Here is an 8,759-nt window from a genome sequence, read left to right on the forward strand (position 1 = left end):
GGCAAGCCGCCAAGTTCGGCGCAAAGGCCGTGGCGCCCGACGCGGCGCCGCACTAGGGTCCGCCGGCGCGCCCGGGCCGGTCCCGCGGGGCGCCCCGGACAGAACCTGCGGAAAGGCCCGGCATGGCGGAAAACACGACGACGGACGGCGTCCGGCTGGTCGACTGGCCGGCGCTGGCGGCGGGGATCGGCTTCGGCATCATGTGGGCCACGGCCTTTACCTCGGCGCGGGTGATCGTCACCTATGCGCCGCCGTTCACGGCGCTGTCGCTGCGGTTCCTCGCCGGGGGCCTCATCGGCATCGCTCTGGCGAAGGCCCTGGGCCAGTCCTGGCACCTGAACCGCGGCCAGTGGCGCGGCGTGGTCATCTTCGCGGTGTTCCAGTTCGGCGGGTATCTCGGCCTCAACTTCTACGCGATGCAGACTGTGGAGGCCTCGCTGGCGGCGATCATCGCCTCGTCGATGCCCCTGCTGGTCGCGCTGGCGGGGTGGCTGCTGTTCCGGGAACGCCTGCCGCTCCTCGGCGTCGCGGGGCTCGTCGCCGGGATGACGGGGGTGGCGCTGATCATGGGGACGCGGGTGAGCGGCGGGGCGGATGTCTTCGGCGTCATGCTGTGCCTTCTGGCGGTGGTGTCGCTGACCGTCTCCACCCTCGCGGTGCGAGGGGCATCGTCGGGAGGCGACTACCTGATGGTTGTCGGCCTTCAGATGATGGTCGGCGCGGCGGTGCTGGCTGTGCCTGCGGTCACGCTCGAACGCTGGGAGGTGGACTGGTCCTGGCCGCTGATCGCCGCCTTCGTCTACACGCTGCTGGTTCCGGGGCTGCTGGCGACAGTCACCTGGGTCTGGCTGGTGAACCGGATCGGCGCCACCCGCGCGGCGGTGTTCCATTTCCTGACGCCCTTCTTCGGCGTGGCCACGGCGGCGCTGCTGCTGGGCGAGGCGATCGGGACCTGGGACGCGCTGGGCGTCGGCGTGGTCGCGGGCGGCATCCTTGCCGTGCAGCTGGCGAAGCAGAAGCGCGCCGAGGGCTAGCGGAACTCTACCATGCAGCGCAGGCCGGCGGGGATCGCCATGTCGGGATTGGCCAGGGTGACGCGCAAGCCGAAGGTGCCGGAGGCGGCGTCGAGCACCCGGTCGATCACGGTGATCTCGCCCTCGTGGGCGCCCTCGAGGGGCGGCGCCGGGCGGACGATGGCGCGATCCCCCACCGCGACCGAGCCATAGGCCGAGATCGGCAGGAACGCCTCGACGTGGAGCGGGTCGAGCTGGGCGATCTCCACCACCGGCCTGCTCTGATCGGCGAATTCGCCCGGCGACAGCAGCGTGCGGGTCACGATGCCGTCGATCGGGCTGCGGATCGTGCGCCGTTCCAGAGAGTCGAGCGCCCGCTGGTGTTCGAGCACGGCGATCCGCTGTCGCAACTCGGCCAGCGCCACCTCGCTTTCCGACACCTCCACCGTCGCCTCGGCCTCTTCCAGCTCTCCCGCCGCGCCGATCTGGCGGTCCACCAGCGTCTGCAGCCGATCGCGCTGACTGCGGCTGAGGGCGAGACGGGCGAGCTGCGCCTCGACCTCGGCGTCGCTTCCGGCGCGTTCGGCCAGCACGGCGACAGTGGTTTCCTCGACGCTGTTGTCGAGCCGCGCGACCACGTCGCCCGCGCTGACGGGACTGCCGCGGGAGACGGGCACCTCGGCCAGAAGCCCGCCCTCGGGCGTGGTCACGGTGACGGTGCGCGCAGGCTCGATCAGGCAGTCGTAGGCGGTCTCTGCCGTGCCGGAGACAGGCAGGAGCAGAAGCGCGGCTGCGAGGCCGGAGCGGATCGGGCGGGCGGTCATTCGGGTCTCCCGGAGAAGGCCAGCATCGTGTCGAGCGCCTTGTCGTGGCGTTTGAGCGCGCGCCGGGCCTCGGCGTTGAGGCGGGTGGCGAGGCGTTGCGCCCGGACGAAGGCGCGGGCGGTGGCCCAGCGACCCGCGGCACCGGGCAGCGCCATCAGGCGGCCCGGCAGGGTCCGGCGGACGGGCGCCAGCAGCGTGTCGTCGGCGGCGAGGATCTGCTCGACCGAGCCGGGCTGGCCCTGCCGCGCGGTGCGGCCCATCAGCTGCCGGTCGATGCGGGTGGAATCATGCCGTTCGGTCAGGATCACATGGAGCCCCCCCGCCGCCAGCACCTCGGGCGCGACGGTGATATGGGTCCCGCGACCCGCCATGTTCGTGGCCACCGTGACCCGGCCGGGCTGGCCTGCGGCGGCGACGATGGCCGCCTCGCCCTCGTCCTGAAGGGCGTTGAGCACGGCATGGGGCACGCTCGCGGCCTCGAGCGCGGCGCTGATGGCCTGCGATGCGGCGACGGTGCGGGTGCCCACGAGCACGGCCCGGCCCTGCGACGAAAGTTCGGCGCAGCGGCGGGCGATGAGGTCGGCCTTGGCGGCGCCGTCGGGCAGGATGCGGGTGCGGCCGCGGCTAAGGCGCGAGGGCAGGCGCGGCGGGACGGACAGCGTGCCGAGGCCGTAGGTCGCGCCCAGCTCGCCCGAGACCTCGCGCGCGGTTCCGGTCATGCCAGCCAGACGGAGGTAGCGGGCGAAGAAGCGCTGGTAGGTCAGCCGGGCGATGGTCAGCTTGCGGCTGGTGACGGTCACGCCCTCCTTGACCTCCACCAGCTGGTGCAGCCCCCCGGACCAGGACCGTTCCGGCATCAGCCGCCCGGTGTATTCATCCACGATCACGATCGCGCCCTCGCGGATCACGTAATGGTCGCCCTTCACGAGAAAACGGCGGGCGTGGACGGCCTGCCGCACGGCCTCCTCCCGGCGGATGCGGTTCTGCCAGTCGGGGCCGAGGCCCTTTGCCAGCCCCTCCAGCCGCTCCCGCCCCGGATCGAGGATGCGGGTGCGGCGGTCGCGGATGTCGACGACATAATCCCGCCCCTCCTCCAGCGCGTCGAGGAGCGCGTAGCTTTGCCGGGCGGTGGCCTCCTCGGCGGCGGCGTCGGTTTCCTGGCTCAGGATCAGCGGCGTCCGGGCCTCGTCGATCAGCACGGAATCGGCCTCGTCCACGATGGCGAAGGCGAGGCCCGCCATGGTCGGCCCCTCCGTTTGCGCCAGGGCGAGACGGTCGAGTTTCAGCCGCACCGGGTCGGGCGCGCCGCCCATGCGGACGCGGTCGCGCAGGTGGTCGAAGGCAAGCTCCTTGTTCGACACGTAGACGATGTCCGACCGGTAGAGCCCGCGCCGGACCTCGGGCGGGGTCTCGTGCACGATGGCGCCATGGGACAGGCCCAGCGCGTAGAAAAGCGGCGCGAAGGTCTCTGCGTCCCGGGCGGCGAGATAGTCGTTGACGGTGACCACATGGGTCGGCGTGCCGCCGAGGGCCGCGGTGGCGGCGGCGAGGGCGGCGACGAGGCTCTTGCCCTCGCCCGTCTCCATCTCCGCCAGCCTGCCGTCGAGCAGGGCGAAGGCGGCGAGGATCTGCACGTCATAGGGGTTCATGCCCAGCGCGCGACGGCTGAGCTCGCGCACCAGCGCCAGCGCCTCGATTGTGCCCCGGCGGTCCTGTTGCCTCAGGGTGCCGCGCAGGCGGGCCGCGATGGCGGCCAGCCGCTCGTCGTCGGCCTGTGCCATGGCCGGGCCGAGCTGCCCGCAGAGGCGGGTCAGGCGCCAGTAGCGCGCGCGGCGGGGCCGCGCGGCGCGGCGCCAGAGCGGCAGGAGCCAGTCCGCCGCGATCTCGTCGAGGCCGGTGAGGGGCTCCGTCCGCTTCTCGGCATAGGGATCGAGGCGCGGAGGCGGGCGCGCGGCCACGGGGGCCGCGGCCCATGTCATCGCGGGATCAGCCGCCTGCATCCTCGGTCATCGCGGGTTCGGCGGGGGCCACGGGCGCCGCATCGGCGGCGGGCTTGCCCGAGCGCTCGGCAACGGAGGCGAAATGGCGCAGCGAGGCGAGATGCAGGAAGGTGCATTCGAGCTCGTCGGTCTTCAGCATGGTCTGCAGCGTCTCGGGGCCCAGCGCCTTCAACCTGTCCCGGTCCACGGTCAGAAACCCGGTGAGGCGGCGCTTCTCGCCGCTGGGGAGCGTGAACTGCGCCTCCATCGGGCGGAGGAGATCGTGCTCCACCAGCCGCTTCGTGTACTGTTGCGAGCGGTTGAACTTCAGCTGGTAGTCCTCGAGGAACTTCAGCACGGTTTTCAGATACTGGGTCTGCCCGCCGTCGCTGTCGAAGAGCCGTTCGCCCCGGCCCTGCTTGTTCACGCCCGAATAGCTCTCGTCCACATGCAGGATCATCTGGCCCTGTTCGGTCTGGTGGCTGAACACGAAGGGATAACGCCGGATGAACAGCGGCATGTAGCGCCCGGTCCAGGCGCCCTTCTCGTCCACATAGGCGTTCTCCGCCCCGCTGGCGCCCAGGATCACGGTGGGGACGATGGCGTCGCCCTCCCCGGCGAAGACGATGGGGAATTCGGCGCCGGCCTCTGCGAATTCGGCGGCCACGAGGGGCACGGAATTCACCCGGCGGGCAAAGCTGAAATCGGACCCCGTCTTGACGCAGGTGTCCTTGTGCCGGTCGGAACTGACGGGGCGGGGATCGTCGTAGAACAGAAGCTGGGTCGCCATGATGTCCTCCTCGTGACGGCTGGGCTCAGTCTGCCCCCCGGCCGGTATCTTTGCAATTGCCGCAAGGGGATCGAAGGTAAAACCATCGCATGGGAAACAGTGGTTTCCTACAGACCGAACTGATCGAGGAAGACCTGGCGCCCGCGTCTCCAGACACGGCCCGCGAGGGACCGCGGTTCGTGGGCGAACCGCAGGTGGACCCGCTCTCCGATGGTGCCGAAGGACGTGCCCGCAGGCAGCGCCACCTCCAGATGCAGCAGGTTGTCGAGCGCCCGCCGCCCCGCCGGCGATCCGGGGTCCATGACGATCCGGCCGCCGCCCTCGGTGGCGAGCGCCATGGAGGGCAGGCTGCCCGACAGCGCGGGCACCTCGCGGACCACGCGGGCGGGATGCACCTTGGGCAGGTCGGAGGCGAAGCGGGCCTCGAGCGCGCGGGTCTCGCCCAGCACGAGATCGGCGTCGCGTTCCGTCACCACCGCGCGGATCAGCGGATCGCGGAAGGCCGTGACATAGCCAAGAGGCTCCCCCTGCCGGACGAAGCGCCCCACGAGGTCAGAAGGCGTGGTGAGCACCACGGTTCCGGCGATCCTGGCGCGCACGGTCAGCGCGTCCCGGCGTTCGAGCGCCAGCGCGAGGTCCGCCTCGGCCGCCGCCAGTTCCTCCCGCGCGATGCGGGCGGCGCTCTGGTCGGTGGCGAGCGCCGCGTCCACCCGGCGCGTCAGTTCCGCCACCGTCGAGCGCAGCACCGCCACCCGCGCATCGAGGAGGGGGTCCTCGATGAAGAGCACCGGCTCGCCCGCGGCCACGGTCTGACCGGGCGCGACGGCAAGAGCGGAGACGGTGCCGTCCGTCTCCGCCGTGATCGTGCCCTCGCCGGGCACCGCGACGACGCCCTGCGCGAGGGTCGAATAGGGCAAGGGCCAGAACACCAGCAACCCCGCCAGCCCCCCCAGCACCGCCCCGACGCGCAGGAGCGCAGTGCCCCGGTTCCGGCGCAGGGCAGGCGAGGTCATCAGGAACCACGCGTGTTTCAGGAGCGGCAGGCCGAACATCAGGAACACGGTCCAGATCGCGAGAATCACGCCGATGAAGAAGAATTGCGACGCCACCAGCAGCACGATCGCCGTGAAGATGAACAGGCGATAGCAGAAGGCCGCGATGGCGTAGAAGGTGAACCAGGCGGGCTCTCCGGGGGCCGTGGCGGGGTTCTTCGGGTCCTCGACGCCCAGAAGGCGCTTCTGCACGAGATAGCCGAGATACTGGTTCGACCGGCGGCCCAGATTGGGGATCTCGATCAGGTCCGACAGGACGTAGTAGCCGTCGAAGCGCAGCAGTGGATTGCCGTTGAAGAAGATCGTCGATACCCCGCCGATCAGCATGACGTTGAAGGCGAAGGCGCTGACGAGGCTGGTCTCGGCATTGTCCCAGACGATCATCGCGATCGCGGCCAGCAGCAGCTCCACCAGGATGCCCGCCGCCGCGACGAAGGCGCGCTGCCATTTGGACTGGAAGGACAGGCTGTCGGAGGCGTCCACATAGGGCACCGGCAGGAACACGAGGAACATCAGCCCGATCTCGTGCACCTCTCCGCCCCAGCGCTTGATCGCATAGGCGTGGCCCATCTCGTGCAGCGCCTTCACCAGCGGATAGGACAGCAGCAGGAGCGCGATGCTCTCGGCGGTGAGCATCCTGTCCACCACGCCCTCGGTGAGCGCCTCCCAGTTCACCGCCGCGAGCGCGATGCCGTAGCCCACGATACCGAACCACAGAAGAAGCCCGAAGACCGACAGGAACGGCCTTACCAACGGCATGGTCAGGGTCAGGAACCCCTCCGGATCGAAGACCGGCACCCGAACCGCGAGCGGGTTCATCAGGCTCATCGCGGTCTTCTTGCGCCGGGTCTTGCGACCGCGGTCGGTCATCTCGTCGATGTCGGGGGGCAGGTCGCCCATCAGCACGTCGGCGCCGTGAAGCTGGCCCATAAGGGCGATCACCTCGTCCTGGCACAGCGCGTCGGAGGTGAGGTGCCTGCAGGCGAGGTCCCAGACCTCCTGCACCGTCCGGGTGCCGTCGAGCATCGACAGCACGAAATAGCTTTCGGGCGAGAAGCGGTGGAACCGGCCCGAGGTCCGGTCCTGCATGACGTACCAGAGCTGGCCCCGGTAGTGGCTGCGGAAGATGCGGGCATGGCGGCGGATCCGGGGGCGCAGATGCGCCACCCGGTGCCACTGGTCGGAGAGGAAGCTGCCGCCCGCCATCGCCTCAGGGCGCCATGCGCCAGAACAGCAGCCGCGCCCAGGCGACGAAGCGGCGGGTCCAGACCTCTACCGCCAGACGCTCGTCGATGGCGGTGCGCGCGGCGCCCTCCATGCTGGGCGAGACCCAGTCCGGCACGCTTTCGAGCGCGGCCTCCACCCGGAAGAAGTTCCGCCCGTCGCGCTGTTCGGCGATGGGTGTCAGGCGGGTGATCTCGTAGGTCAGCGTCTCGGTCGGGCGCGAGGACAGGCGCAGGGCACCCGGCTGGCCGGGTTCGATCAGGGCGATGTCGCGCTCGTCCACCTCCAGCACCACGCGGAAGCTGTCGAGCGGGGCGATCTTGAACAGCTCCTGCCCACGGTCGAGCGAAGCGCCCACCTGCTGCGACAGGTCGCCGTCGACCACGACGCCGTCGAAGGGCGCGCGGATCGTGGTGCGGGCGATCTGCTCGTTGACGAGGGCGAGCTGGGCGTCCACCTGCTCGATCTGGCTGCGCAGGATGGTGGTGGTGGACAACTCGCGATTGGCCAGCGCCTGGTCGAATTCCGCCTCGCGCTGGCGGCGCGCGGTCTCCAGCCGCAGCTTTTCGAGCTGCAGATCCTGGTCGTTGAGCGCGGCGAGGATTTCTCCCTCTTCCACCGTCTCGCCCGCGCGGACGCTCTCGGTGGCGAGATAGCCGCTGAAGGGCGCCACGACGGACCTCTGCACCTCGCCCTCGATCCGGGCGGGGGCGCCGATGTCGAAGGGGATGGTGACGGTTGCCCCCAGCCAGACGAGGACGGCCATGACGACGGTGGCAAGCTTCAGCCCCGCATGGCGGGGGCCGAAGAGGCGCATGATGCCATCGCCGGTGGCCGCGAAGAGCTTGGTGACGATGGACCGGTCGTTGCGGCGCTTTTCCTCGAGGATCGGCCCGACCATGGAGGCGATGACATCGACCAGTTCCACGGTCTCGTCGGGAAAGGGCGTGCGGTCCCGGCGTTCCAGCGTGATCGCGCCGATCAGCCTGTCTCCCGCGGGCATGGGCACGGTCAGGATGCTGCCGGTGCGGTGCGCGGCGGCAAGGTCCTCGTGCATCCGGGTGACGCGGTATTCCCAGGTTTCGGGCAGGGGATAGTGGACGAGGTCGCCCTGGTCGACGGCTTCCTCCATGGCGAGGCCGATGTCGCGGATCACGTTCATCCGGCGCCCGAAATCGGCGGAATGGCTGACCGCGCGCACCTTCACGCGGCGGCGGCGGACAAAGCCGATGCCCACCGGATCGCAGTCGAGCGCGCGGGCCAGTTCCGTCGCGAGCCGGGTGCAGGCCTGGTCGAAGCGGCGGGCGCCCAGAACGATGGCGACGAAATCGAGCGCCCGCATGGTCCGGTCGCGCAGGGCGGCGTCCCGCGCGCCCTGTTCCCGGCGCAGCAGGCTCTCGAGCCAGCCCATGCCCCAGCGCAGGCGGCGGGTCGCCTCGGCCGCCCCGGTTCCCTCGATCTGAAGCGCGACGCAGCCGTAAAGGGCCGCGTCGACCGTGACCGGCATGGCGAGAACGCTGTTCGCCGGTCCGGCCGATTGCAGGACGGTCTCCTGCCGCGCCAGCGCCTCCTCGGCAGCGCGCATCAGCGCGGGCGAGGGGCGGTCCTCGGTGGGCCAGGAGGCGGCGGGCTCATAGGGGCCGGTGCCGGGCGCGCCCAGGACCACGGTGGCGGCACGCACACCCGGCACCTGCCGGCATTGCAGGGCAAGCCAGGCCCGGAGGTAGCCCAGCGCATCGCCCGCATTGCGGAAGGCGGTCCAGAGCGACTGGTCGAGCAGGGCGTAATCCACCCTCTCGGTCTGTCCGTCCTGTCGGGCGACCGCGGCGGCGGCGGTGCCCTCGATAACCTCCTCGGAGCCGCTCAATCTGCCTCCA

6 protein-coding genes are annotated in these 8,759 nt (G+C 70.7%); 1 reads left to right on the forward strand and 5 read right to left on the reverse strand.

Annotation, left to right across the window (positions count from 1 at the left end; genetic code table 11):
• Positions 1-122 precede the first annotated feature (122 nt).
• Positions 123-1,034: a DMT family transporter gene (locus tag EAT49_RS12105; RefSeq protein ID WP_123642585.1), complete on the forward strand. Its 912-nt coding sequence runs from the start codon at positions 123-125 to the stop codon at positions 1,032-1,034.
• Here EAT49_RS12105 and EAT49_RS12110 read toward each other — a convergent pair.
• From EAT49_RS12110 to EAT49_RS12130, 5 genes are all read right to left on the reverse strand, one after another.
• The gene (locus EAT49_RS12110) at positions 1,031-1,837 is read right to left on the reverse strand and encodes an efflux RND transporter periplasmic adaptor subunit (protein ID WP_123642586.1); all 807 of its coding nucleotides are present in this window, start codon (positions 1,835-1,837) and stop codon (positions 1,031-1,033) included. The two genes, EAT49_RS12105 and EAT49_RS12110, sit on opposite strands and share 4 nt — an antisense overlap.
• The gene (locus EAT49_RS12115; protein WP_185020736.1) at positions 1,834-3,816 is read right to left on the reverse strand and encodes a preprotein translocase subunit SecA; all 1,983 of its coding nucleotides are present in this window, start codon (positions 3,814-3,816) and stop codon (positions 1,834-1,836) included. Before EAT49_RS12115 ends, EAT49_RS12110 begins: the two co-directional genes overlap by 4 nt.
• A 7-nt stretch (positions 3,817-3,823) precedes the next feature.
• Positions 3,824-4,606, reverse strand: coding sequence for a SapC family protein (locus tag EAT49_RS12120; RefSeq protein ID WP_123642588.1), 783 nt, complete (start codon positions 4,604-4,606; stop codon positions 3,824-3,826).
• A gap of 107 nt (positions 4,607-4,713) precedes the next feature.
• Entirely contained in the window at positions 4,714-6,864 is a 2,151-nt protein-coding gene (locus tag EAT49_RS12125) for a PqqD family peptide modification chaperone (RefSeq protein ID WP_123642589.1), read from the reverse strand.
• 4 nt (positions 6,865-6,868) lie between these two features.
• Positions 6,869-8,749: a GAF domain-containing protein gene (locus tag EAT49_RS12130; RefSeq protein WP_123642590.1), complete on the reverse strand. Its 1,881-nt coding sequence runs from the start codon at positions 8,747-8,749 to the stop codon at positions 6,869-6,871.
• Between the last annotated feature and the right edge of the window lie 10 nt (positions 8,750-8,759).

The organism is Histidinibacterium lentulum (genome assembly GCF_003789055.1).
Taxonomy (GTDB): Bacteria; Pseudomonadota; Alphaproteobacteria; order Rhodobacterales; family Rhodobacteraceae; genus Oceanicola; species Oceanicola lentulus.